At 40.4% G+C, this 26,779-nt stretch carries 23 protein-coding genes and 1 riboswitch; of the genes, 12 read left to right on the plus strand and 11 right to left on the minus strand.

Annotated features, from left to right (window positions below):
- Positions 1-215 precede the first annotated feature (215 nt).
- The 4 genes from MKY18_RS18345 to MKY18_RS18360 form a co-directional block, all read right to left on the minus strand.
- Positions 216-554 carry a zinc ribbon domain-containing protein YjdM gene (locus tag MKY18_RS18345; protein WP_106065925.1) on the minus strand — a complete coding sequence of 113 codons (339 nt, stop codon included), beginning with the start codon at positions 552-554 and terminating at the stop codon, positions 216-218.
- 92 nt (positions 555-646) lie between these two features.
- Positions 647-1,786, minus strand: a complete 1,140-nt coding sequence (locus MKY18_RS18350) for a glycerate kinase (RefSeq protein ID WP_340913625.1) — start codon at positions 1,784-1,786, stop codon at positions 647-649.
- A gap of 31 nt (positions 1,787-1,817) precedes the next feature.
- Positions 1,818-3,089: a GntP family permease gene (locus MKY18_RS18355; RefSeq protein ID WP_065099197.1), complete on the minus strand. Its 1,272-nt coding sequence runs from the start codon at positions 3,087-3,089 to the stop codon at positions 1,818-1,820.
- Between the two features lie 117 nt (positions 3,090-3,206).
- Positions 3,207-4,319, minus strand: a complete 1,113-nt coding sequence (locus MKY18_RS18360) for a sugar diacid recognition domain-containing protein (protein WP_065099196.1) — start codon at positions 4,317-4,319, stop codon at positions 3,207-3,209.
- A gap of 161 nt (positions 4,320-4,480) precedes the next feature.
- On the opposite strand from MKY18_RS18360, the gene MKY18_RS18365 reads away from it, so the two are divergent.
- From MKY18_RS18365 to MKY18_RS18385, 5 genes are all read left to right on the plus strand, one after another.
- Positions 4,481-5,131, plus strand: a complete 651-nt coding sequence (locus MKY18_RS18365; RefSeq protein WP_003215358.1) for a TetR/AcrR family transcriptional regulator — start codon at positions 4,481-4,483, stop codon at positions 5,129-5,131.
- Positions 5,132-5,199: 68 nt separating this feature from the next.
- Positions 5,200-6,453 carry an MFS transporter gene (locus MKY18_RS18370; RefSeq protein WP_003214677.1) on the plus strand — a complete coding sequence of 418 codons (1,254 nt, stop codon included), beginning with the start codon at positions 5,200-5,202 and terminating at the stop codon, positions 6,451-6,453.
- Positions 6,450-8,777 carry an ABC transporter permease gene (locus MKY18_RS18375; protein WP_268453317.1) on the plus strand — a complete coding sequence of 776 codons (2,328 nt, stop codon included), beginning with the start codon at positions 6,450-6,452 and terminating at the stop codon, positions 8,775-8,777. Before MKY18_RS18370 ends, MKY18_RS18375 begins: the two co-directional genes overlap by 4 nt.
- Before the next feature lie 13 nt (positions 8,778-8,790).
- Entirely contained in the window at positions 8,791-9,555 is a 765-nt protein-coding gene (locus MKY18_RS18380; protein ID WP_065099194.1) for an ABC transporter ATP-binding protein, read from the plus strand.
- 641 nt (positions 9,556-10,196) lie between these two features.
- Positions 10,197-11,375, plus strand: a complete 1,179-nt coding sequence (locus tag MKY18_RS18385; RefSeq protein WP_106067642.1) for a Rap family tetratricopeptide repeat protein — start codon at positions 10,197-10,199, stop codon at positions 11,373-11,375.
- Between the two features lie 100 nt (positions 11,376-11,475).
- Here the strand turns inward: MKY18_RS18385 and MKY18_RS18390 are convergent, their stop codons facing one another.
- The 4 genes from MKY18_RS18390 to MKY18_RS18405 all read right to left on the minus strand — a co-directional run bounded on the left by MKY18_RS18390 (position 11,476) and on the right by MKY18_RS18405 (position 16,890).
- Entirely contained in the window at positions 11,476-12,324 is an 849-nt protein-coding gene (locus tag MKY18_RS18390) for a PRD domain-containing protein (protein WP_044139114.1), read from the minus strand.
- Positions 12,325-12,354: 30 nt separating this feature from the next.
- Positions 12,355-13,821 (minus strand): glycoside hydrolase family 1 protein, encoded by a 1,467-nt coding sequence (locus tag MKY18_RS18395; protein WP_065099191.1) that lies wholly within the window; start codon positions 13,819-13,821, stop codon positions 12,355-12,357.
- A 4-nt stretch (positions 13,822-13,825) separates the two neighbouring features.
- A complete protein-coding gene (locus MKY18_RS18400) occupies positions 13,826-15,685 on the minus strand; it encodes a beta-glucoside-specific PTS transporter subunit IIABC (RefSeq protein ID WP_065099190.1) in 1,860 nt (619 codons plus the stop codon).
- A gap of 308 nt (positions 15,686-15,993) precedes the next feature.
- Entirely contained in the window at positions 15,994-16,890 is an 897-nt protein-coding gene (locus MKY18_RS18405) for a hypothetical protein (RefSeq protein ID WP_065099189.1), read from the minus strand.
- A gap of 189 nt (positions 16,891-17,079) precedes the next feature.
- Between MKY18_RS18405 and MKY18_RS18410 the strand changes: the two genes are divergently transcribed.
- A complete protein-coding gene (locus MKY18_RS18410; RefSeq protein WP_065099188.1) occupies positions 17,080-17,631 on the plus strand; it encodes a PadR family transcriptional regulator in 552 nt (183 codons plus the stop codon).
- A 4-nt stretch (positions 17,632-17,635) separates the two neighbouring features.
- Positions 17,636-18,118 (plus strand): DUF4188 domain-containing protein, encoded by a 483-nt coding sequence (locus MKY18_RS18415; protein ID WP_065099187.1) that lies wholly within the window; start codon positions 17,636-17,638, stop codon positions 18,116-18,118.
- 11 nt (positions 18,119-18,129) lie between these two features.
- Here the strand turns inward: MKY18_RS18415 and MKY18_RS18420 are convergent, their stop codons facing one another.
- Positions 18,130-18,753, minus strand: a complete 624-nt coding sequence (locus MKY18_RS18420) for a CoA pyrophosphatase (protein ID WP_003214959.1) — start codon at positions 18,751-18,753, stop codon at positions 18,130-18,132.
- A gap of 170 nt (positions 18,754-18,923) precedes the next feature.
- On the opposite strand from MKY18_RS18420, the gene MKY18_RS18425 reads away from it, so the two are divergent.
- Positions 18,924-19,130 carry a helix-turn-helix transcriptional regulator gene (locus tag MKY18_RS18425; protein ID WP_012011842.1) on the plus strand — a complete coding sequence of 69 codons (207 nt, stop codon included), beginning with the start codon at positions 18,924-18,926 and terminating at the stop codon, positions 19,128-19,130.
- Positions 19,127-19,807, plus strand: a complete 681-nt coding sequence (locus MKY18_RS18430) for a DUF3169 family protein (protein ID WP_113767943.1) — start codon at positions 19,127-19,129, stop codon at positions 19,805-19,807. The genes MKY18_RS18425 and MKY18_RS18430 overlap by 4 nt, the downstream gene beginning before the upstream one ends.
- Before the next feature lie 47 nt (positions 19,808-19,854).
- Here the strand turns inward: MKY18_RS18430 and MKY18_RS18435 are convergent, their stop codons facing one another.
- Positions 19,855-21,201: an amino acid permease gene (locus tag MKY18_RS18435; RefSeq protein WP_342487595.1), complete on the minus strand. Its 1,347-nt coding sequence runs from the start codon at positions 21,199-21,201 to the stop codon at positions 19,855-19,857.
- Positions 21,202-21,363: 162 nt separating this feature from the next.
- Positions 21,364-21,443, minus strand: a riboswitch (glycine riboswitch).
- 263 nt (positions 21,444-21,706) lie between these two features.
- Here MKY18_RS18435 and MKY18_RS18440 point away from each other — a divergent pair.
- From MKY18_RS18440 to MKY18_RS18450, 3 genes are all read left to right on the plus strand, one after another.
- The gene (locus MKY18_RS18440; protein ID WP_268507137.1) at positions 21,707-22,729 is read left to right on the plus strand and encodes a LacI family DNA-binding transcriptional regulator; all 1,023 of its coding nucleotides are present in this window, start codon (positions 21,707-21,709) and stop codon (positions 22,727-22,729) included.
- 435 nt (positions 22,730-23,164) lie between these two features.
- On the plus strand, positions 23,165-24,346 hold the full coding sequence (locus tag MKY18_RS18445) for an MFS transporter (RefSeq protein WP_044139103.1): 1,182 nt from the start codon (positions 23,165-23,167) through the stop codon (positions 24,344-24,346).
- A gap of 18 nt (positions 24,347-24,364) precedes the next feature.
- A complete protein-coding gene (locus MKY18_RS18450) occupies positions 24,365-25,267 on the plus strand; it encodes a quinate/shikimate dehydrogenase (RefSeq protein ID WP_342497634.1) in 903 nt (300 codons plus the stop codon).
- Between the two features lie 41 nt (positions 25,268-25,308).
- On the opposite strand, the gene MKY18_RS18455 is transcribed toward MKY18_RS18450, so the two are convergent.
- Complete coding sequence (locus tag MKY18_RS18455; RefSeq protein WP_113767946.1) at positions 25,309-26,502, minus strand: MFS transporter; 1,194 nt, start codon at positions 26,500-26,502, stop codon at positions 25,309-25,311.
- Between the last annotated feature and the right edge of the window lie 277 nt (positions 26,503-26,779).

The raw sequence follows: 26,779 nt of genomic DNA on the forward strand, positions 1-26,779 counted from the left end.
GTGAAGGGGATGAGCCAAAATTTAGCGAATCATCTGCCTTTTTTAAGGTAGGGTTAAGAAAACAACAATTTTTTATGTGAAAAGAGGCTTGATTTTTTAAAAATGAACCTTTTTTCAACAGGTATATATGTATGGAATTTTGTTTAAGATTATTCCTTTCACCTATAAATAAAGAAATGAAAAAGAGGCCTCTTACTGACAGCCTCCTTTCATTATTATACCTTTTTCACAAACTCTGATTTTAACTTCATTGCACCAAAGCTAGGAATTTTACAATCAATGTTATGATCGCCTTCCACTAAACGAATGCCTTTGACCTTCGTCCCTATTTTTAAGACGGAAGAAGAACCTTTTACTTTTAAATCTTTAATGACAGAGACCGTATCCCCATCACTTAATAGATTTCCATTCGCATCTTTGACAACAAGCTGCTCCTCTGCGGCTTGTTCTTGTTCAAGTGACCATTCATGCGCACATTCAGGACAAATGAGCAGACTGCCATCCTCATAAGTATACGTTGAACTGCATGAAGGACAATTTGGTAGATTAGACATTTGTGTTTCCTCCAACTTTCTATTTCATTTCATACAATTTTACCACATTTCTATAGAAAGAATGTGATAGAAAAGGAAACATTTTTCATCGTTTACTCATTTCTTCCAATTGATATAGCAGCCGCAATATTTCGAGCGGTTCTCTCTACATGAATAGCCCCATCTCTCATCGCCTCAGAAAGAGAAGTTACACCTGGAACGATACTAAAAAGTGCATCAATGCCATGCTCATGTACGACAGCACTGTCTTTTGAGAGGGAGCCCGCGATAGCAATCACAGGCAGATGATACTGCTTTGCTGCTTTGGCTACACCGATTGGGGTTTTTCCATAAATGGTCTGCTGGTCAATTCGGCCTTCCCCAGTAATGACTAGGTCTGCCTCCTTGATGACATCATCAAACTGAACAGCTTTCAGCACAATATCAATTCCTCGCTGCAAATCGGCGTGTAAAAAGCCTAATAAACTCGCACCAAGTCCTCCTGCCGCTCCTGCCCCCGCTGCATCTTCAAAGGAAACATTGAACTGCTTTTCTGCTATGTGAGCAAAATGAGCTAAATTCTTGTCTAACACTTGAACCATTTCTCCATTTGCACCTTTTTGAGGACCAAATATAGCAGACGCTCCTCTCTCACCCGTTAAAGGATTATCCACATCACAGGCTGCCTCCAGCCGAACGGATTGCAGTCTTGGGTCAAGTCCAGATAGATCAATAGAAGCTAATTGATGAAGGGTTCCACCGCCTGGCGACAGCTCCTGTCCTGCTTGATCAAGAAAAGCCGCACCTAATCCTTGCATCATCCCAACCCCACCATCATTTGTTGCACTTCCGCCAAGCCCAATGATGACATGCTTCGCTCCTTGATCCAGTGCCGCAAGCATTAATTCCCCGGTTCCTCTGGATGTCGTGAGTAACGGATTGCGTTTTTCTTGCGGAACAAGGTGTAACCCAGAGGCTGCGGCCATCTCTATAACGGCCGTCTCACCGTCTCCTAACATGCCAAAAAAGGCATCGACGGGTTCACCAAGCGGGCCTGTGACTACTTGATTGATCATGTACCCGCCCGTCGCATCAACGAGTGATTGAACAGTTCCCTCTCCTCCATCTGCCATGGGAAGTTTAATATATTCAGCGTCTGGCAAAATCGCATGAAATCCTCGTTCGATGGCACATGCTGTCTCATATGCAGATAAACTTTCTTTAAATGAATCTGGTGCAATCACAATTTTCATCCTAAAGCCCCTCGTTTCTTATCAAATGTCATCAGCCAAACAACTGGAAAACGCCGAAAATAATGGTCGATACGACGGTTAATGTCAAACCAATTAACGATTCAAAAGGCATGAGTTTCAACCGCTCTTTGATGTCCATTTGAACACTTCCTGCTGTTGCATGGAAAAAGCTCCCGTGCGGCATATGATCAAGCACAGTTGCACCAGCATGAATCATGGCTGCTCCTGAAAGAGCTGATACACCAAGCCCAATGAGTGTACCGCTAAATACACCACTCGCTACCGCCGTTCCTGCTGTTGTCGAAGCAGTGGCGGCTGACATAAATATCCCTGAAGCTGGTGCAAGTAAATACGGAGGTAATTCCGAAGCATCGAGCGCTTGGATAAACACATCTTTTAAGGAAGAATTCGATACAATTCCTGCTAGTGTGCCTGTCCCTAATAACATAATTGCCACACCCGACATTTTATGAAGCCCCGACATCGCATAATCATTGAGAAACTTCCCTTTTTTCATGAAAAGAGCGCCTATAATGCCTCCGATCGGTAAGGCGATCATTGGGTCTATATTGATTTGAAAAAGCGGTCTTAAAGCCAACAATAAAATGGTAACAAGCGGACCCGCAAGTGCTTGAAAAAAAGCTGGCACTTCAACTTTGCTTAACGCAGTTTCCTCTTCAAGAACAGGTGTCCCTTTTTTTGCAAGCTTTTTAGCTAACACATATGTAACAGCCAATCCAAACACAGCCGGAATGACACCCGCAGCCATCATCGAAGTAAGCGGTACACCAAAAGCATCAGAAGCGGCAATGGCATTTGGATTCGGTGACATGATATTCCCTGCCTTCCCGCCTCCAATCATGGCGAGTAAAATCCCCGTTTTTGACAGCTTTGCCCGTTTCGCAATGGCAAGTGCGATAGGCGCTACCGTGATAACGGCTACATCTACAAAAACACCCACTGTTGTTAAAATCATGGTTGCCAGTGCAAGTGCTAATAACGCCCTCGCCTCTCCAAGCTTCTTCACGATCGCCTCGGCGATAGATAAAGCTGCACCCGACTCAATTAAAACGCCAGCCAGTACACCTGCCGCCATAATTCTGAGGACAGCTGGAATCATATCCTTAGCGCCTTCCATCATGACGTTGACGGTCTGAACAATATCTACACCGCCTACCAAGCCGCCTATGAAAGCACCTGCCAGCATGCCATATGCAGGTGATACTTTTTTTAGAATAAGAACAATCGCAACCACAAGTGCCGTCATGGCCCCTAGTGTACTTACTGTCACATCTCCACTCATCCTCGATCCCCCCAAAATGTCTTTCTTCAATTGTAAGCGTTTACTAATGGGAATCAGGTTGTGAATCTAGATGAACTTTTTTAATTTATCTCTTCAATTCATTGTGCATATGCACAATCAAGATAGTTGACTCATCAACTGCACCATATAAAGCTCCATCAACTGTTTCACATGACGGGGATCTTTTCCGGTCAAAGCTTGTATTTTATCTAAACGATATCGCAATGTATTCCGGTGAATAAATAACCGATCAACAATTCTTTGTAAATCACCGCCCTCTTCAATGTAAATTCTTAATGTGTGGGCAAGCTCAGCTTCTTGTGTTAATGGCTTGTAAAAGTCAACCCAACTACTGTTTTCTTCAACAGCTCCTGCAGTAATCAATAGCCTTTCCAGCTGATAAGATTCAAAAAAATAAATACTTTCCTCAGGATCAAGAGCCTTCCCCAACCTCAAGGAATCTCTTGCGTGCTCAAAGGACAATGACAGCTGGCTTATGTCGGCGGCGACAGTCCCTATCCCCACCAGCACCTGGCCTCCTACTGCTTTTTCCATTGTTCTTTGCAGCTGCCCAACCGCATGCTTTAAAAAATGATCAGAAATCGGCTGCCTTAAAAGAACCAATTCATGACGAAAGGTCATGCCAAGCAAATCATCCGCATTCTTATCGTATTGAATCGCATGAATCATTTTATGCACAGCGTCTTCTGAGGATGGAACTGGCTGAAAAACGATGGCCATTCGGTGCTTATCTAAATCCATTCCCAGCCATTCCGCTCGGTTCTTTAGCTGATGATCACCAACGTCCGAATCAGAAATTAACTGATTGACAATTTCACTCTCTATTCGCTGCCGCCACTGAACTCGTTCAAGCAGAAAAGACTGCTCTAACACCAGCTCAGCCGCCATTTTCACCAGCTCGGCATGATGCCGAATATCCTCTGGCTCACCAGTAATGCCAATCACACCAATTACTTGTTCACGAAAGCAAATGGGCAAATTGATTCCTGGTCTCACTCCTTCTAAGTGCAAGGACGCATCGTGGTCAATTTCCATACTGTTCCCGCTTGTTAGCACAAGTCGTGCACCATCATGTTTCTGACCAATCCTGTTTCGTTCACCAGAACCAATGATGACACCATCCGCATTCATCACATTGATATTTTTATCTAAAATACGCATCGTACGTTCAACCATTTCTTGTGCCAATTCAGTGGTTAAAAATTGCATTAGGCATCTCTCCTGAAGGTATTTTCATTCAATGTATCATAGTGTCATTGCACAATAAATGCAAAGTGTTTAAAAATGGGGCATTGACAAAGGTACATTGAAAAGTGTTTAATCAAATCAAGAGACCGACCGACAGTCTAGTCAAAAGAAAGGATGGCTTTATGAGAACCGTTAAACATCCTGAAGAACGTAAAAATGACATCTTAAACGCAGCCGAAGAGCTTTTTTCTACCAAAGGCTATCAGCAAACAACGATTATCGACATTCTGAAAGCTGTTGGCATTGCAAAAGGCACTTTTTATTATTACTTTTCATCCAAAGAAGAAGTGATGGATGCCATTATTGACAGGATCATCAAAGCAGATATCATCGTGGCAAAACGTATTGCGGCTGAGCCAGACCTTCCAGTCGTCGACAAACTATTTCGTATTATCATGGCGCAATCGCCTCAGCAAGGAAGCAATAAACAGGGCATGATTGAACAATTTCATCAGCCTTCTAATGCGGAGATGCACCAAAAAAGCTTAATCAAAGCGATTAAAGAACTATCACCCGTTTTAGCTGATGTCATTCAGCAAGGGGTGGGAGAAGGGACATTCAAAACAAAGTACCCGCAAGAAACGGTGGAATTCCTTCTTGCTTCTGCACAGGTCATATTTGATGAGGGCCTTTTTCAATGGACAGCCGAAGAGAGTATGCAGCGCGCGCTAGCTTTTATCGATATCCTCGAATCCTCATTACATGCAGAAAAGGGGAGCTTCTCCTTTCTTCTGAAACGTTTAACTGGAGAACTTGATGAACATAATCAGTGATTGGTCACTTCAATACCAATCCTGCATACATTATAGACTGACGGTCGGTCTAAAAGGAGAGTGATACCATGTCTTTATTATCCAAAAGAGGTTCATCCCACTTTATTTACCTCGTGCTCGGACAGATTATTTCTGTTTTTGGGTCTTCCTTAATTCGGTTTGTTCTATCTTTACACGTGCTGGATATGACTCAGCGTGTTGACTTATATGCCTTACTATTCGCTTTATCCAATGTACCGCTCCTTCTTTCCCCCTTAGCAGGCGCAATCGCTGACCGGTTTAACAGAAGGAATTTAATGATTTTATTTGATGTTCTCACCGGCATCATGATTCTGGCTTTTTATTTTTGGTTATTCTCAGGCAATGATTCACTCTTTATGATCGGAGCGGTCATGGTGCTTCTTGGTGTGATGAGTACGTTCTATGCTCCCGCTGTGATGTCCAGCATTCCACAGTTAGTAAAACAGGAACAATTAGAACAAGCAAACGGGATCGTCAATGGCGTGCAGGCACTTTCAGGTGTTCTCGCTCCTATTATCGGCGGGGTTCTGTACGGACTGATTGGAAGTCAATCCATTATAGGTGCAAGTGCCATCGTGTTTTTTCTATCAGCATGCATGCTTTTACGATTAAACATATCCTTCTCACCTAGCCCGCTTACAGAAACTATGGGCAAAGTGCTCGTAAAAGATATGAAACAGGGATTTTCCTATATTGGCAGTCAGCCATTTTTAAAAAGAGCCATGTTGCTTGCTGCAATGTTAAATTTCATCCTCACGCCATTTTTTATCGTAGGTGGTCCAATCATTTTAAGGGTCACAATGAAAAGTAGTGACATCATGTATGGTGTAGGCATGGGCTTGATTGAGTTCGCCGTCATCGCAGGAGCTCTGCTAGTTGGACTTGTAGCAAAGCATTGGCGCATCCCTACTTTATATCGCTGGCTGATCGTCATCGCAATCATCTTGCTACCTGTCGCATTCTCTACATCCAACACAGCTCTTCAATTTGGCACTTATCCAGCTTATTTTCTCTTTCTAGCAGGATGTCTTCCTATTGCTATGCTTCTTACAATGATCTCAATCGTTGTGATTTCACATGTTCAAAAGAAAACGCCAAATAGTCAATTAGGAAAAGTGATGGCAAATCTGACAATGGTTTCTCAATGTGCTGCCCCGCTTGGTCAAATGATGTATGGGTTCTTGTTCAATACGTTTTCAGCAAACATGTATGTGACAGTATTAATAGTCAGTACTTTCATGTTTGCCCTTGCCTACTTAACAAAAAATATGCTTCAACATGAAGGAGAATCAGCCTCATGAGACTGACGTTTATAAAGAAGGACTTAACCCGCCACCGTCTCATTTCCACCGGTTTAACCATATGCATTATGATGACATCATTTCTAGCAACAAGCGCCGCTCAAATGACAGTACAACTGAATGGTTCCATTTCTAATCTGCTCCATTCAGCCAAGGCACCAGACTTTGTCCAAATGCATGACGGCAGCCTAAAGGAAAAAGATATTGAGGCATTTTCAAGCAAGCAGTCCATGGTAAAAGCACATCAAATCGTCCCAATGATTCCAATTGAACATGCAAATATCAAGTTCGGAAACGAACCCGCCAAAGCAGGTGTGATGGATCATTTATTTGTGAAACAAAATCGTTATTTTGATTTTCTTTTAAATGAACAAAATGAAAAGCTCACTGTCAGTAAAGGTGAAGTGGCTGTCCCTATCTATTTTCAACAAAAGTATCATCTCAAAATAGGAGAAACGTTACTGATTGGGAAAGGGTCTAATCAATTCTCTTTCCGCATCAAAGCATTCTTGCGAGATGCACAAATGAACCCCAGTCTTGTTAGTTCGAAAAGATTCCTTCTTCATCACAAGGATTGGGACGCAATGAATCAAGTGTTTCATAAAAAGGAATATTTAATTGAATTTTTATTGCATGATGCCGCGCAGGCAGATGCCTTTCAAGCAATCTACCAGTCATCACAGCTTCCACAACAAGGTCCTGCTGTCACATTACCTTTGCTGCGTATGCTGAACGCATTGACAGATGGAATGGTGATCGCCATTCTGCTGCTTGCTTGCATGCTGCTCATCGGTATAGCCCTTCTCTCTCTCCACCTTGCTATGACGGCTTCTATAGAAGAGGACGAACGTGAAATTGGAATATTGAAGGTGCTTGGGATTCCTTTATCAAGAATCAAGCAATTATACGTTGGAAAGTATGCCTTGCTTGCTGGTATAGGGTGTATAGCAGGATATGGGTTAACGTTTATATTTGGTGATATGTTTACAGCCAATATTCAGCGATACATGGGGAATCAGCCTTCTTTCACTTCTTGGTTCATCCCGCTTTGTGTTTCTATTGTGATGGCAATGATCATCATTTCTTTCAGCTATACTGTCCTAAGAAAGTTTGGTCGAGTATCAGCTGCTCAAGCACTTCAAGGCAGCGTCATTTCAACGAATGATAAAAAACAAATACCCTTGCATCTCAAGAAAAACAGGTTCATATCAGTCAATATTTGGCTTGGTTTAAAAGATCTGTTATCACGAAAGAAGTTGTACACAACGATTACTTGTATTATGACCCTTTGTACATTTTTGATGCTGCTGCCTATTCAGCTATGGTACACCTTACAATCGCCGGATTTCATCACATATCTTGGCTCTGGTCAAAGTGACCTTCGAATTGATATACGACAAGGAAATCATCTAAAGGAAAATACTAATAAAATAGAATCAATGATTCGTGATGATCGAGACATTCAAGCATCAGCCATATATGAAACAACTTCTCTTCAGGCAAAATCAAAGGAGAATTCATTAGAAACACTCTATTTAGAAGCAGGTAATCTCTCAGCATTTCCTCTCACCTATTTACAAGGGAGACAGCCTTTAAAGAAGAAAGAAATTGCCTTATCAGTGCTCAGCTCAGATTCACTCCAAAAAAAGGTTGGAGAAAAAATTACTCTCGTAACAAACGGGCAGGAAATTCAAAAAACTGTGACTGGCATTTATCAGGATGTCACTAACGGCGGGAAAACAGCAAAAGCAATATCACAGCCATTTCCTCAAACAGCTCTTTGGAAAACCATTCAAATCCAACTAAACCAAGGAGTAGAAATTGCGGAGAAAAAGACAGTATTTGAAAAAGAGATATCTCCTGCAAAAGTGACAGATATGAAAGAATACGTTCATCAAACAATCGGCAGCACAGCATCTTTAGTAAAAGTCGTTGCATTTTTGTCTACATTAGCTGCTTTTGGAACCGCCAGTTTGATGTTATTCATGTTTCTGCACATGTTAAAAGCAAAAGATTCAAGCCGAAACCATTTATTACGAACGATTGGATTTTCTAAAAAAGATGTAACAGTACAATATATCACAAGTTTTATCGTCGTTATCTTTTTGGGCACATTTATTGGCACGATCGCTGTCCACTCGATTGGACCAGCTTTAATGAGTGTAGGTGGAGCATCCTTAGGGGCATCAAGCCTCCAGTGGCTGGCACCACAATGGGTGTCAGTTGTGTACCCAATCACACTATTGATTGTCAGCTTAGCTTTAACTGCTTCGTTATTGAAGACGTTATTTACTAGTCAAACTACACGTCATACACTTTCATAAGGAGATGTTTCACATGGAACACTTGATTGAAACAAAGCGATTGTCTTTGCAAATTGATTCTTTAAAAGGACAGAAACAAATCATTCTTAAAGATATCCATTTATCGATAAATCCTGGGGAATTTGTGACCATTATGGGACCTTCCGGATGCGGGAAAACCTCCTTGCTTTATCAGCTTAGCGGGATAGAATCAGCCTCAACAGGAGAGATCAAATATAAAGGCAGTTTATTATCAGAAATGACAGATAAACAGTTAACTGCTCTGCGTTTAACAGATATGGGATTTGTCTTTCAACACAGCCACTTACTAAAAAATCTTAATCTATTTGATAACATCATTGTTGCAGCTTACTTAACAAAGAAAAAGCCAAGAAAAGAAGTGAATGAGCGAGCTAGATATTTAATGGCGAAACTTGATATTGATCATTTAGCAGATAGATATTTGTCAGAAGTATCAGGAGGTCAGCTTCAACGAGTCTCTATCTGTCGAGCGCTTATGAATGAACCAGACATTCTTTTCGCTGATGAACCAACAGGTGCTCTTAACTCCAATGCAACGAAGGAAGTGATGAATATATTTTCGAAAATCCATTCTGAAGGAGCGACACTACTGCTTGTCACACATGACCCAAAGGTTGCTCTTCGTTCTGAAAGAATCATGTTTATGAATGACGGAGAAATAACGGCTAGCTTACATTTAGGGAGATATGATGATGAGTCAACTGCCGAGAAACGGGAGACCAGATTAAATCAATGGCTTCAAGATTTAGGTTTTTAAGTTGGAATAAAACAGGCAGCCTTTCTGCCTGTTTTACTTTTCCTGGCACTCAAATGAATAATCCATAGACAAACTATTAGTCTCTAGTATGATTTTGCCGCCTACTTGTTGACAAGATTCTGTCAGCAATTCGATTTCTTTGCTATAAAAGTATCTCTTTGACATATACAGAGTCACTAAAACAAGTAACAGCGTCGCCATAATCACTGTGATTTGCCAATTTAAGATTTTAAATCTTTTTTTCATATCAACATCCTTTCCAACAGACTAATTTTTGTCTGCTTCTATCCGTGTCTATTCCAAATTTGGTCTAGCATCATCATAACTGATTTTCTTTAATAGATCGACCTTCCAACTTACCCACTGATTAACTAAAATCTCTTTATTTGTAATATACCAGTGGTATTTTTGATCATAATCATAAAACCCATTGTATATATTCCTTTTTTAGACGATTAAAAAAAGATTTTAATCATTTGTAAAAACATTCAATCACCATTACAATTTCGTACATCACATGACCATAGGTCCTTTTTATTACCTCTTGGCAATCACCTCACAGAAATGATTATATTCTTCCATAAATTGTGATATCGTTTTTTAGTGAAACAGGTGAAAGGATCTTAAAGAGGTGAAATTTCATGGCTATCATTTCTGCTGAACAGGTGGGGAACCGTTTAAATGATTGGCGAATTGCGATTCGCAAACATGATGTACAAAGTGCTAACGCAATGTACACAGAATTAAAGCAATTGCTTCAAGAAATGGAAGAGAATCAGGAGGTATTGACTTATTATTCATTGCTAGAAGGCAAGTATAAACTCATGATATATGAACGAAGAGGTAAAAAACTGAATGAACAGACAGAGCTAGATTGCCCCTCTAAAACAAACGACTTAATTGAATACTATTTTTACCTATACAAAGCCCTTTACGCTTCATATAACAGAGACTATGCATCAGCCATTGGACTGTTTAAAATTGCCGAGAAAAAACTGCAAAACATTCCGGATGAAATAGAAGTAGCTGAATTCCATACGAAAATCGCAAACTTATATATGCTACTTCGTCAAAGCCTAATTTCTCTTCACTATATTCAGAATGCTATAGATATTTTCAAAAGTCATGAAGGATATGAAAGAAGACTAGCGACAGCCATTGTCATCGCCGCTGCTAATTATATGGATATTGGCGACTTCACAAGAGCAGAAAACTACTACAAAAAAGCATTACACATCGCTCACAATCTAAATGATCATTTTCTAACTTCACAACTTTTTCATAATATCAGTATTCTGTATGCCGAAGCTGGAGAATCGAAAAAATGTATCGATGCCCTAGAAAAGGCTCTAAGTGATGAACACTACCTCTCATCGTGCTATTTCCATCACACCATGTTTATGTTAGTCAAAGAGCTGCTCTCTATTGATGAAAGAACACAAGCTCTCTATTACTTCGAATTGGTCAACCAAAAACACGAATCAGAGAAATGCCCCATCTATACAGCAAAAATGAATTTGCTTTACCATCTATATTTTACTGAGGATATGTCTCAAAAAGCTCAAGCCTGTTTCGAGGAAATCAGCATTCTAAAAGAATTAAAGGATGCTGAAGGTGCCTGTGAATTAAGTGCACTAGCTGCAAAACACTTTGAAGATTTAGGTGCCATTCATAAAGCCTATCTCTTTTTGAAGGAAGCCTATCACATGAACCATCCTATATTTGAATGGAGGAATTCTAATGAAAAAAATGAGTTTATTGATCCTCGCTTTAACCATCGTTGTTTTCGGACAAACAGTGTCTTTCAATTCGTTAAATGAGACGAATCCTGGCACAACAGAACGACCTATCGGAACTTAATATAAAAATTGATCACAGCAAAGAACCACTTGCCTGATCACAAGGCAAGTGGTTCCACCATTATTTTAATTGCTGATAAGATATGAGGCGGTGTATATGTACCGCAAGATAAGTAAGCTCATCATTAGGAATGACGATACTATGCACCTGTTTTATATAATCTTTGATTTTAAAAGCAACATCCATCGCCTGAGGATACAAGTGTGCAATTTGTTCAAACAACTCATTTTCTTGATCCGACAGTAATTTATTTGCATAAAACCTCTCTACAAAGAACTTCACATGTGTAATGAACCGACTGTAATGAATATTCTCTTGGTCCATTTTCCTATTCAATGTATAGCGCACAAGATTGACAATGCTCCCGATCATTTTGGCATATTTCATGCTATCTTTTGAATCGGATTCTTCACCTAATGCATTGATTAAGTGAAAGGCGATATTGGCAGCTTCTTCTTTTGGTAATTGTATGCCCATTGTATCATTGACTAACTCAAGAGCGTACTTCCCTACTTCAAATTCTTCAGTATAGTAATTTTTGATTTCCCAGTACACGCGATTCGTAATATTAATATTCTTTTTATGTCGTTCAACAGCAAAATTCAAATGATCCATTAAGGTAAAATAAACACCTGTATTTAGATTTGAATTTAACCGTTTTTCTGCATATTGGACGATGCGCTGAGTTAAATCGATAAACTCTTGAGGCATTGAATCTAACAATTGAAGAAATTCTTTTGCTCTCATGTTATCGACTGACATAAAGACTTGATCCGCATTTTTCTCTTCTATCATTTGACCCGGTTTCTGTCCATAGCCAATCCCACGGCCAAACAAAACCATCTCCTGTTGGTTCTGATCTTCAGCCAGGACCACACTCGAGTTTAAAACTTTTTTGATTTTAAACATCGTCATCACCTGTTTTCATGATTGTGGTGTTCAATCAAGCGATTCACCATTTGTCTCAATGACTTTTTGGTACCAATAAAAAGAGTCTTTTCGAGATCGTTTTAATGTTCCGTTCCCATCATCATCTTGATCTACGTGAATGAAGCCATAGCGTTTTGACATTTGTGATGTACCTGCACTAATAATATCAATTGAGCCCCAGCTCGTATATCCAAAGAGATCGACGCCTTCTTCAATCGCTTCTCTCATCTGACGGAAATGCTCTTTAAAATAGTTAATCCGATAGTCGTCATGGATAGAGCCATCACTTTCAACTACATCCTTTGCACCCATTCCATTTTCGACAATGATAAGAGGTTTTTGATAGCGATCATACAGTTCGATTAAAGAAATTTTCAGACCAACCGGATCAATTTGCCAGCCCCAGTCAGTTGAAGGCAGATAAGGGTTTTTGACTCCACGAATCGTATTCCCTTCTGTCTGTTCTAACCCTTCTTGGGCGGATTCAGTTAAAGACATATAGTAGCTAAATGAGATGAAATCGACTGTATTTTCTTTTAGAATGTTGAGATCATCTGCTTCCATTTGAATATGAATATTTTTTCTCTCAAGCATCCGTGTAATCAGTGGTGGATATTCGCCAAACACCTGAACATCTGCATAGAAATAGTTTTCTAAGTTTTGTTTTAAGGCTTGTTCCACATCATTCGGATGACACGTATGCGGATACGTTGTCAATTTTGTCAGCATACACCCAACCTGGCTACCTGGGATAATACGATGGCAATCAGCTGTTACAAGAGCAGATGCAACAAATTGATGATGAAGCGCTTGATACACGGTCTCTTCTACTTTACCTTCTGGGCAACGATCGGGAATAATTCCTGCTGTAATAAATGAGTGGCGGTGAATACTATCAATTTCATTAAAGGTCAGCCAATATTTCACAGCATGTTGATAACGTTCGAAACAAACATTGGCGAACTTCACAAAGAGATCGACTACTTTTCTTTCCACCCAGCCGTTATATTTCACACTAAGGGCTAAAGGCATTTCATAATGAGAGAGTGTCACAATCGGTTCTATATTGAGTTTTTTCATTTCGGCAAATACACGATCATAAAATTGCAGCCCTTTTTCATTTGGTTCAGCTTCTTCTCCAGTAGGGAAGATCCGACTCCACGCAATAGAAATGCGAAGTGTTTTAAAGCCCATTTCAGCAAATAGAGCCAAATCCTCTTTATAGTGATGATAGAAATCAACACCTCTGCGTTTAGGGTACTTTTTATCGTCTGGATCTTTTATTGCACGATCTATATTTTCAGAAGTCACAGCAAGATGTCCTTCATAGTCTTCTACACTTAAATTGGAACGATACATTGCAATATCTGCAACTGATGGTCCCTTTCCATCTATATTCCAAGCGCCTTCTGCCTGGTTGGCGGCAATGGCGCCACCCCATAAAAACCCTTTTGGAAAACCTTTAATTGTTGTCATATGTTTAGCCTCCTAATTGTGTGACAACCATCAATGTATCTTGACGATTGACCTCTTGTAATGGCTGTACCTTTATATCATATTGATCTGTATTTGTGATTACAGCAAGTGTAACTGGATCATAACCTGCAGCTATGATTTTTTCTACATCAAATTCAATCAGTAAATCTCCTGCTTGAACACGTTCTCCTACCTGCACTTTTGGATGAAAATACTGTCCTTCCAGTTGAACGGTATCAATGCCAATGTGGAATAATACTTCAACGCCTTGGTCCGTTTTCATACCAAGTGCATGATTTGTTTCGAACAGCATGGTCACTTCACCATCTACTGGTGCATAAAGCGCTCCTTCTGAAGGGACAATCGCAATTCCGTCTCCCATGACCTTTGAAGAGAAAATATCATCTTTTACTTCAGATAGAGAGATCATTTGACCAATCACAGGACTTTTGAATGTTTCACCTGCTCCAATTTGTTCAGCAAATGCAGCTTGATCATTTGTCTTTTCTTCTACTGTTTTATCCTTACCTAACACAAAAGCAGCAATGAAAGCGACAATAAAGGAAATGACTGCTCCAATGACAGCAAACATTAGATTTCGTGGGAGCTCATCTGATATAAACATCGACATACTTGCTAATCCAGGGCCAACAAGTACAAAGGCTTGTATACCAACTAATCCAATGAAGATCCCGCCAACAAACGAACCAATCATGACACTTCCAAGGACTCGCTTATTTTGAAGTGTCACACCATACAAAGCAGGCTCTGTGATACCAAAAAATGCTGAAATCCCTGCCGAAATGGCTGTTGATCTGAGTACCTTGTCTTTTGTGCGTAGTGCTACTGCGAAACATGCTCCACTTTCCGCAATATTATGCGCAAGTGATGCTGGCAAATAAAGTGCTTCTTTCCCAAGGGTACCCATCGTTGTGACTGCATAAGGGACCATTGCTTTGTGCATACCTGATGCGACCATGAATGGGAGGACTGCTGCTAAAATCGCGACAGCTACCCAGCCTACTGTATTAAACATTGCAAGAATGATGGATGAAAAACCTTGTCCTGCTGTAAAACCAATCGGTCCTAATAGAAGTAATGTAACTGGTACAGTAATGACTAATGACATCATTGGAACAAAGAAAATCCGAATTGGTTTTGGTGAAAATCGTGTGAAGAATTTTTCCATTTGAGCGTAAAGCAATACAGAAAGGATTGCTGGGAACACTTGATACGCATAAGCTATATTTTTCACGTCGAATGACAGCAATTGCGCACCTTCAGTAAGCATAGCCGTCATGTTCGGAAGAAGAAGCGCACCGACTGCTGATAATGCGACCAGTGGGTTCACCTTTAGTTTATTCGCCGTCGTTACAGCGACTAGTAAAGGCAGGAAGTAAAGCGGTGCGTCCCCTACCATGTTCAATATTTGATAGGTTTGACCCTTTGCATCCATCCAGCCTAATAGAGAGAAAAGGAGAAGAAATGATTTTAAAATCCCTCCGCCTGCGATAGCTGGAACAAGCGGTTGGAAGACACCTACAATGAAATCTAACAGAACTGTGCCTATTTTTCTTTTTTCTTTTGGCTGATTGGATGGCACGTCTTGTCCAGGCGAGCTGCCGCCCATTAATTTTGTTACCTTTTGATACACTTCAATGACGTCATTCCCAATGACCACTTGGCATTGCCCTGACATTCTGACAGCTATGACACCTGGTGTTTTTTCTAGTGCTGGTACATCTGCTTTTTTCTGATCAATTAGTGTGAAGCGAAGTCTTGTGGAACAGTGCTCAAGATGCGCAATGTTTTCTTTACCACCAACATGCTTTAAAACGTCTTTGGCAACTTGTGTGTAATCCATTGTTTCTCCCCCTTTTCTCATACATGAGACCTATATTTCGGCAATAAAAAAAGGACCTAAAACGACAATTTAAAGAAATTCATCGTTTTTAGATCCTGCCTGCATGACCAGTCACATGTCTAATTTATCAATATTGGATTTGATTTTAGTATATATCGAGTTAATGTAAGCGTCAACATATATTTTTGAATTTAAAAAATATTTTTTTACAAGTCTAATGTCATCAAAACGGTCTCATTTTACTTTAGAGGACATTTAAATCGAAAAAGTCAGATAGTCTCAATGTCCTATCTGACTTGATTATTATCTTATTTTTTCTTTGCTTTTTTCTTTGCGGCATTTTTAAATGCTTCTTCTTGCTTTTGATATTGTTTCTTATTCACAGCTTTCAGTTTCATTTTTTCATTGTTTTTCCAAATCGGTAACTCTATATAGGAAGCCTCTACATCAGATGACCCTATCATCTTAGACAAGCCACACTTTATTTTTGGTGTGGGATATACCCAAAAGTTTTTAAAACCTGTGGTTCCAACTGCTTGATATTTTTCTTTTTTCAATGGCTTACTTTTCTTCCCTGTGGCTTTGGAGATTGTAATAGCCCCTGAAAAATCCCCTTCAAAAACGGCTTCTTCGATATCAAGGAAAATTTGATATGAATTGTTTTTTGCTGTATACAGATAGCCGTAGGCTTTATTTAAATTATCTGTGTATTTCCCTATGATCTCATAGTAACGGTCTTCTGCTGTATCCACGTACTCATCATAGCGCTTATCAATGGCTTTGTTGTATTCCTTCAATTTCTTCTCATCAACAGCTTGATAGCGTTTACTTTTCTTTGCTCCTTGCTTTTTGACCATGAGATCTTTTCCAGAAAAATAGATGTCATATACGATTGTTTTCTTCTTTTGTTGGACTTTAAGTTTGTATCCTTTTTTGGTGGTTTTCCCCGTTAGTTTGTATTTTGTTTTCACCATAAAAGGTTCAATTGGATCAACCTTAACACCCTTACCGTTTAGGTAACCCGTGACCTTGCCTTTCTTTTCAGTCACCTTTAGCCAACTGACATTGTCCTTTGTTTTATAGGCATATGCATAAGATTGATTCAGTGATTCTTTTTTAGCAGATGCTTTGTTTCCTCCAAAACTTCCAACACCAATCAATAGTGTAACAATCATGAACAATATTCCTATGTTCCTCAACTTCATTTGTACACCCTCCATTCTTTTATGAATAGATGCGCAAGCACGTTACACATCAAGTATATATTACCATATTTATGATTTATCTCCTGTATTTCAAAAATATAAATCTATCAATTATTATTTTCTTGCTTTTTATTCATTTCAAATTTATTATATATCTAATTGATATATCTTTTAGATAGGTGTGCTGATATGAAAAAATACAATGATACGACGTATGCGATTTTAGGTATTTTAACGACAGATTGTAAGTCTGGTTACGAAGTGAAGCAATTAATTGATAAGAGCTTGCATCATTTTTGGAAAATTAGTTATGGACAAATTTATCCAGTTTTAAAGTTAATAGTCGAGGAAGGTCTTGCTGAGGTTTCACCTGCTTCTTCGTCAGGCCGCTCCGACAAGCGGGAATATCATCTGACTGAAAAAGGGCTGGAGACGTTAAGAGAGTGGCTGGCAAAGCCTCTCGATCAGTTACCAACGGAACGGAATGAAGTATTATTAAAGTTATTCTTCGGTCAATATCTTTCGATTGAGAAAAAACTGGTGCTTCTACAGGATTATGAAAGACAGCTTCGTATCCGTTATGAGACCTATGTTTCGATTGAAGAAAACATTCAAGAGCTTTATCCAGATGAAGCAGATGCGAAGTATTGGCTGTTTACTTTAGATTACGGAAAAAGAGTGGCTCAAGCAGGAATTGATTGGTGCGTGGAAACATCCCAATTGATGAAGAAGGAAGGGTAAATGAATGAGAAAAGACATACGTGCTGGCAGGTTTACAACAGAGAATTCTGACTCGATTGTTGTGTTTATTATCGGCATGCGGATCAACAAACGCTGGGCGGTTCATCAATGGATGCCTGTGTTCATGGCGATGCCTGGCATGATCAGAGAGCTGTATACCCATCAAGAAGAGCTTGGTTTCCTCGGGACAGAGAATTACTTTGGCTTACGTACGACAGCGATGATCCAATATTGGAAATCAACAGATGACCTTCTGGCTTATGCAAAGATGGAAAAACATTTGGCTGCGTGGAAGAACTTCCATCAGAGGGCTCAGAACAATGACGCAGTGGGTATTTATCATGAAACCTATCAAATTCAAGCCGGCTCGTATGAATCCGTCTATGTGAATATGCCTTCCTATGGACTGAGCCAAGCGAGAGCGCCTATTCCAATTGGTAAAGGAAAACAAACAGCGAAAGAACGGCTGAAAACAACAAATTCCTAGAGAGCGAATCTCTAGGAATTTCTTTTTGCAACGGTCACAAAATGTTTTAATATGCGGGCTGTTAATCCCCAAATGGTGTAGTTTTCATAATCATAAAACCATTCCTCTATCGAACGACTCCCCCAGCGGTACTTCTCACCATTCATGATTTTTTCATAAGGGAAATCCTCAGCAGGTGTTGGCTGAACGGATACATGATGTAAGTACGGCTCATATTGACTTAGCCATGATAGAGGCACGGTAAAGGTCTCTTCTACTTCTTCTTGATTGAAGGAGTGTTTCACTTTTTGTTCATCAATGATCCCGACATATGGATAGACCACGAAGGATGGAGACGCAATGTAAGGACTAAGCTGTCCAAGAATCTCCACCGATTCTGGCGGAATCCCCAGCTCTTCATGTGTTTCTCGCAATGCAGCTTCCTGTGCTGTTTCGCTGCCGTCGAGTTTGCCACCAGGGAAGCTAATATCACCCGGCTGTTTTCTCATGATGAGCGATCGCACCTCAAATAAAATATGCCATTCTCCGTTTACTTGCACCAAAGGGACAAGGACTGCAGCTTTGAACGCTGTTTCTTCTCCAATAAATAACGGTTGAGATTGATGTAAGTCATTTTTTAATTGGTCAATGAACACGGGCATCACCTATTTTCTGTTTCTCTTTCTTTTAGCGTATCATGGTTCATCTTTTGAAGAAAGATGATCTTTCTGACAATTATTTTTATCAATTTGACAACTTTATTTGTCAAATTGAATAATATGCTTTACAATCAAAGAAAGATTCAGATCAAAATTGAGGTGACAGAATGAAAAATCGATTAAAAGAGCTTCGTGCGCGTGATGGTTTGAACCAAACTGAGCTTGCCAATCGTGCAAAAGTTTCTCGTCAGACCATCAGCTTAATGGAACGCGATGAATTAATGCCGTCTCTCTTGCTCGCTGTTAAGCTTTCACGAATTTTTCAGGAACCCATTGAACGTATTTTTCTATTCGAGGAGGATGAACTATCATGAAAACTATATACAAAATGCTTTTAGGTGCTCTCCTTGGCTTTCTCGGCGCTTACTGTCTGCTGGCTGCCGAATTTGAAATGACCCTTCTTGATATTGCATTTGAAGCGACTCTTGTCATCAGTGGCTTGACGATTGTATTGATTGTTTATTGTTTTTCAGGGATTTCACGTATGAAGAAAAGAGTATCACTTTCGGTATCTGGAGATGAAGAGGATGAACTCGAAGCAAAACAGTATCGCACCTTTACTGATTTGACTTTAGCCAATACGGTGAGTACCATTTTGTCCATTATTGCCATCGGTATGGCCATCGTCATCGAGCAGCCTATTTGGCTGATTCTCGTCAATGTTGCTTTATTTATCGTCACCATTATCAGTTCTTACGTAGCTATATCCGTTCTAAAGCTTGTCTACCCTAATCGCAACCTACCAAGCCCTTCTGACAAAGATTATGGTAAAAAGCTGCTCGCTATTTCGGACGAAGGTGAAAAACATGTGATGCTTGGCGGACTGTTTCATACGTATCAATTGATGAATACCCTATTGATCGGTGCCATGTTTATTCTGATTGTGTATTCCCTTGGCGCCAATCACTCTCAGCTCTTCTCAATCATAGTGATTGGACTTGTTTTAATCATTTTGAATGCAAATTATATGTTCAGGATTAGAAATCGTTAAATGAACAAAAGCACAGCCTACTGGAAAGGCTGTGCTTTTTCTGTCCATTATGACGCACGGCGTTTCTTTCGGGCATAAATCAATAATAAGAATCCAAACCAAATCGGTGTTAACAAGAGCGCCGGACGTGTTGCATCCGCAAACAGCATGATCACAAGAATGGCAGCAAAAAGGACAAGAACACAAATGTTCACAAAAGGTGTGAACGGCGCTTTAAAGGTAGATACTGCATGCAGTTCAGGCTTTGTTTTTTTATATTTCAAATGGCAAATTAAAATAATACTCCATACCCAAATGAAACAAATGGCACTGATGGTTGTGACAATACCAAAGGCTTGTTCCGGAATCAGCTTGCTTAAGAGAGCACCGACCGATACCACAATCGTTGAAACGAATAGTGCATTACTTGGAACAGCGTGCTTGTTCAGGCGGCCAAAGGAAGATGGGCCCTGTTTTTGATGACTGAGATTATACAAAATTCGGCTCGTCGAGAACATACCGCTATTACAAGCAGAAGCCGCAGACGTCAAGACAACAAAATTAATGAGTCCCGCTGCTACTGGAATTCCAATCAGCCCAAAGGTTTTCACAAAAGGACTTTCTGATGCACTGAGCTCAGTCCATGGGTTGATACATAGTAAGACAAAAATGGCGCCCACATAGAAAAATAGAATTCTTAATGGAATTTTATTAATCGCAGACGGGATGTTTTTTTGTGGATTGGCTGTTTCTGCTGCGGACACACCGACCAGTTCCACTCCCACATACGCAAAGATGACCATTTGGAATGACAGTAAGAAGCCTGCGACACCATGCGGGAATAGTCCGCCGTGTGACCAAAGATTCGTTACCGTCACCGGTCCTGTATCTGTTTGAAAACCAATGATTAAAAGGACAATTCCAACGCCGATCAATAATAGAATCGTAATCACTTTAATAAGTGCAAACCAGAATTCCATTTCTCCGAAAAGCTTCACCGTTAATAAATTAAACCCTAGTAAAATCAACAAACAAATGATAGCAGGAATCCATTGCGGGATGTCAAACCAATACTGCACATACACTCCGACAGCAATAACATCCGCCATCGCGGTCATAATCCAGCAAAACCAATACGTCCACCCTGTCACAAAGGATGCCCACGGACCAAGGTAATCCTCTGCAATATCGGTTAATGACTGATAGCCTGTCTTCGATAAGAGCAATTCACCAAGTGCCCTCATGACAAAAAAGATCGCCATTCCGACAATTAAATAAGCAAAAATGATCGATGGACCTGCCAATTGAATGGCCTTTCCAGAGCCTAAAAACAGCCCAGTTCCAATGGTTCCGCCAATTGCAATCAACTGAACATGGCGGTTTGATAAATCTCGTTTCAATTCTTGTTGTTCCAATGCTAACGCCCTCCTACGACACGATCTTATACTGAAATAATGAACTCTCAAAAAGTCCATAAAAAAAGAGATTGGATGCGCTCCAATCTCACGGTCATAAAAGAATAGCAAAATAGAGAAAAGCAATACACGGCATCATCCATGCATTACAAATACAATATTTCGTACTCTTCTGTCCTTTTGCCTGAGATTGTGAACCCTTCGGCGCCGCACATACATGCGGTCTCTCCAGAAGCTGCTCCTGCCATAGTGTGACCCACAGCAATCATAGCCTTCATTATTTAATTAAAATGTTGCTATTTCTGAATAATTTCATATTTTACGCCTCTAAAAGAAAGCTGTCAATGGAAATCTTTTATGATTGACGGTGGCAGTCATATAACTTCACTTCATCAATCCCCCTTGATTCATGTATAATAAATCAAAAGATGTTCGCCCCGTTTGATGGAGAAATCCCTCTTATCAAGAACAAAGTTAGGCAATCCATGGAAGTTGGTGAAAACAAATGAAAAAAATGAACAAACAGCGTGTCACATTACAGGAAGTCGCCAAGCATGCCGGTGTTTCGACTTCAACGGCATCACTTGTTGTTCGAAATAATCCTAGAATCTCTGAAGCCACTCGAAAAAAAGTACTGCAATCCATGGAGGACTTAGGATACGTATACGACCGCGTTGCTGCCAACATGCGGTCAAAAAGCTCAAATATCGTTGGTGTGATTGTCACGGATATTTCTAACACCTTTATTTCTGAGTTTTTAATTGGCGTGCAAACCACGCTTGAATCACTAGGCTATACTGTTTTACTTGGTACGACCTTTGACAGTGTCGATAAACAGGAGCGGCTCATTTCCACAATGGTAGAGCACCGAGTGGGCGGGATTATTTTAAACCCAGCTTCAAAAAGCTCTGCACGAACGGTTAAACAATTAAATCAAATTCGCACCCCAAAAGTACTGGCAAATCGTGAATTATCAGATGTGCAATGTGACTATGTCGGTGTTGATTATGAACAAGGTGCTTGGATGGCGGTTCATCATCTTCTTCAAAAGGGGCATCGGCGTATCGCCTTCTTAGGCGGCATCAAGACCTCATCGACTTGGATTGAGCGGATGAAAGGTTTCAAAAGAGCCCATGATGAGGCAAACCTGACAATTGATGAATCTCTTATTATCGATATGGTACCTACTCGTGAAGGCGGGAAAGAAGCACTTGCCCAAGTGATTGATCAGCCTGAGCCTCCTACTGCTATTTTTTGTTTTAGTGATCTAGTCGCATTTGGGGTCATTCAAGAACTGTCAGCACGGGACATTAAGCCTGGTGAAGATATCGATGTGGTTGGATTCGATAATGTTCCTGAAGCGGAGATGTACCATCCGCCGCTCACCACAGTTTCCTCCTTCCCCCGATCCATCGGGGTCAAAGCAGCGAACCTTTTATATCATAAAATGAACGAACAGGATGAAGAGCTGCAACGATTGATCTTAAAGCCTCAACTTCATATTAGAGAAACCTCTTCATCATCATGAAAAGGGAGAATTGCGTACAGCAATTCTCTTTTTTTATTGATCAAGTCAACTATTTCTTTGTTTCATTTTTCTTTTTTTAAATCACAAAGTCATAAACTTGACACATTTAAAACACAGGAGTATATTTATCTCGTTGCTTCTTTTAGTATATCGTTATACCTATTTCTTCATATCGTTATTTCTATCAAAAAACAGTTGAAATTGGTTTTTTATGATTCTGATCAAATCATGAAGTTTCACTTTCTAATCAAGACTGTTAAAATTTTTTACATTTTAGTAGAACGATGTACTTGATTGAAGAAGAGATGAATATTCATTAATTTACTCATCAATCACACAAGGGGTGTTGTGATGGACTTATGTACATGTAAGGAAATAATCAAGATTATACAAAGAATTTGACCCTAAAGGGGTTTCAAATATAGGAGTGGGAACATGAAAAATCCTTATATTAAATCGTCTGTTGGCATGTATTTAAACTACTTCATGCTCGGCATGATCAATATTATTGTAGCTTCCAACATGGACAGCTTATCTGAACGCTACCATGTGGATATTCCGAAAATCAGCTTGCTTGTATCGGCGATCGGAATTGGTAAACTGGTTGCTCTCTTTTTCTCAGGCCGGTTAGCCGACCGCTGGGGACGTAAGCCTGTCATTATTACAGGAAACTTTCTTTACTTATTATTCTTAATCGGTATTCCAACGACAACGAGTTATACATTGGCATTTATCTTTGCGATTTCTGCTGGGATTGCAAACTCATTACTTGATTCGGGAACATATCCTGCTTTGACAGAATCGTTTCCTAAAAAGGCAAGTTCAGCTTCTGTTTTAGTGAAGGCGTCCGTTTCAATTGGAGCGACTGTTCTTCCATTTATCCTGGCATTCCTTATTGCACATGACATCTTCTGGGGCTGGGCGTTCTTTGGACTAGGGCTTCTTTATTTACTTGTTGGGATTTACTTAATCTTTATGCCGTTCCCGAACCATAAGCAAGTCTCTTCACAAGATGACCTTCCAGTACAGGAACAAATGAAGGAAGAACCTAAAATGCTTGGTGAAGGCTTAGCTGTTGTACTCATGGGGTTCACGTCGACTGCATTGTTTGTCGTATGGCAGACATGGCTTCCGCAGCTCGGGTTAAAATTAATCGGACTTGGCACAGAACAAGCCACACAGCTTCTATCTTATTTTAGTATCGGTGCACTGGTGTCTGTTCTCTTGCTGTCGATCGTCTTAGATAAATTCATTTCACCTATTATGGTGGCAATTATTTATCCAATTGGAGCATTCCTTGCGATGCTTTCATTATTCCAAATCGAAACATACAGCATTGTGATTGTCAGCACCTTTTTCTTAGGGCTATTTACAGCGGGAATCTTCCAGCTGGCGATGAGTATCATGATGAAACTATTCCCGACAAACAAAGCAACGGCTTCATCCTACGTCAACATTGCGGCAAGCTCCGCGTTTATTCTCGTGCCGCTCATTACAAGTGGGTTGGTCAGCACGTACGATATTAAAATGACGTTATTTTTCGATATGATCATTGCGGTTATGAGCGTATTGCTAGCGGTCTTTGTTCTTGGACGCATGAAAAAATTATTTAGATAATTAAAGGAGATGTCAATCATGACAAACATACATGAACGAAATATTGATGGGAAAACAAAATTAGTTGGTCTTCTTGCTACACCAATCGGACACAGCCTTTCACCACGAATGCATAACCTTGGCTATACACTAACAGGGATCAACTATGCTTACCTCGCATTTGAAGTAGGGAATGAAGAACTAGAAGCAGCCGTAAATGGTATGAAAGCAATGGGTGCAGCTGGGTTTAACGTTTCTATGCCGAACAAAATGAAAGTATTGGATTACTTAGATGAACTAGACGATTCTGCAAGATACACACGTGCAAGCAACACCGTTGTGAACAAGGATGGCAAGCTGATTGGCTACAACACAGATGGTCTTGGCTACGTGAGAAACTTGATTGAGCATGGCGTTGAATTAGCTGGACAAAAGGTCACACTCGTTGGCTCTGGCGGTGCCGCTACTCCGATTGCGATTCAGCTTGCACAATCTGGTATTCGTGAAATTAGTATTTTCGCTCGCAATGATCAATATTTTGTTCAAGCTGAAGAAAATGTGACGTACATCAACGAAGAAATGAAATCATTTGGTGTCAAAGCGAACATTTTCCCACTTGAAGACAAAGACGCGTTCCGTCGTGAAGTAGCTGAAAGTGCGATCTTAGCAAACGGGACAAGCCTTGGCATGAAACCATTAGATGAGCTCAGCATTATTGACGATACACTTGATGTATTACGCAAAGACTTAATCGTGACAGATGTCGTCTACAACCCGCAAAAAACAAAACTTCTTGCGCAAGCAGAAGCAGCTGGTGCCAAAACGATTAACGGTCTTGGCATGATGCTATGGCAAGGTGCCCTTGCTTACAAACTCTTTACTGGTGAAGATATGCCAGTTGATCAAGTGAAACAGATTCTTTTTGAAAACGACCGTTTCTAAACAAAAGAAAGACGACTTCCTAAGCGGAGGTCGTCTTTTTTTTAATCATGTACCATGATTTGGCGGTATCGATACAGGATATACAGTGCGCCGATAATGGCCGCAACAGCCACCACTGCATCGAACATAAAGATTTGTAAAATGGACGAGTGACTCTGAATTAAGCCTGTTACGACCGGGATGACGATAGCCGAAACGCCGCCCGCTGTGGAAATAATTCCTGTCATCGTCCCTTTGTTTTTCCAGAAGAATTCAGCCATCACAGTTAACGTCAGCTGAAAGACTCCTGCTGTTGAAAATCCCAATACAAAAGCATTGACGGTTCCTATGACTGGGGATTTCACGACCAAGAGTACACAAATAGAAACTAGTGTAATGATTGGATAGATCAGCAGCACAGTGACCGGACGGACAAAACGGCGCAACAGAAATGCGAGCATCACGACAGACAGCAGCCCGCCCATGCTATAGTAACTGAGCAGTTTCACAGCACTGCCCGATGTCATCCCCAATATGGCCTCACCATACGTCGGAAGCCAAATTTGCGGCAAGGCGTACAGCCCATTTGACGTAAAGCTGATCACAATGAGTGCGATCCCTTCTCTCCAAAATGTAGGCTCTGTCGAGAAGCGCGGAAGTCCGTCATGCTCCGTTACCTGGACTTGCTCCACCTTGCGATGATTCGGAAATGGCAAGGTCCACAGCATCAAGACATTCACAAGATAGATCAGAGCAGGAACAAAAAATGCCATTCCATAAAACAAATCATGCTCTGCTAAAAAGAAAATCGCCAGTGGCAAAATGGTTGCCCCAATCGAGATAAAGGCCTTCACCATCACATTCGCAGATCCCGAGTTTTGCGGAAAAGCCTCCATTAATGCAGGATACGTTCCTGCATCCATTGCCGAATTTGCGACCCCTGCCAAAATCGCAAACGCAAACGCGATTTGATAATTTGGAGACAACGGAATTCCGATCAGGAACACTGCCATCAGCACACCCGAAACCAAAATGACCGGCTTCCGCCCAAAACGATCTGACAGCACGCCCGATAGACCATACGTAAGCACCCTGCCAATGCCAAGCGCCGAAATCATATAACTAATTCCTGCACTATTGGTATCTAACTGTTTGATTAAAAATGGCATATTGGAAGCCAAAATTATATTGACCATCCCTAATAAAAAGTAATTAATATATAGACTAGAAGCCGTTCTCACATACGGATTCCTCATCCTGACACACCCCTCAACACCATCGCAATGAAGTGATCGCTTATAAGATCTCATATGTGAGAAAGAACAGCTTTGCAGCCTTCACGTTCATACATCTCATCATGTCATGCAGCTCACCGCTTACATGCCCTTCATGTATCAAGCATTTCTTCAATTTTTCACTGCTCTTATTTTATATGAATGTGAAAGGTAATGATAGTGAATTGCTTAAATTTGAGGGAAATCATCGATCATGCGTATGACTCCATCGTTAGAAAAAAAGAGTGGCTAATTCCAC

Source organism: Bacillus sp. FSL R7-0672 (genome assembly GCF_038601465.1).
GTDB classification, from domain to species: Bacteria; Bacillota; Bacilli; order Bacillales; family Bacillaceae; genus Bacillus; species Bacillus pumilus.